The organism is Cobetia sp. SIMBA_158 (genome assembly GCF_046566945.1).
GTDB classification, from domain to species: Bacteria; Pseudomonadota; Gammaproteobacteria; order Pseudomonadales; family Halomonadaceae; genus Cobetia; species Cobetia amphilecti.
The window spans coordinates 1-270 of the sequence record NZ_JAWJYL010000401.1; the positions used below are offsets into that span (position 1 = coordinate 1).

Annotated in this window: 1 protein-coding gene; it reads right to left on the reverse strand. The window is 64.1% G+C overall.

What is annotated here, in order from left to right:
* On the reverse strand, positions 1 to 270 hold a 270-nt coding region (locus R2R70_RS20450; RefSeq protein WP_410978970.1), incomplete at both ends, for a transketolase C-terminal domain-containing protein.

The window sequence follows — 270 nt, forward strand, 5'->3', positions numbered from 1 at the left end:
CTTTCAGGTCGTGAAACGCTTTCTGCGCGACCAGCGCGGCGATGTCCGTGGCCATCGAGCAGCGCGGATTCGCTTCGTCCACCACCACCACGCGACCCGTGCGGCTCACGCTTTCGAGGATCGTGTCCTCGTCGAGCGGCGAGGTCGTGCGCAGATCGATCACGTCGGCTTCGATGCCGTCTTTCGCGAGCTTCTGCGCCGCGTCGAGCGCGTAATGCACCATGCGCCCGTAAGTGACGATCGTCACGTCGTCGCCATCGCGCACGATAT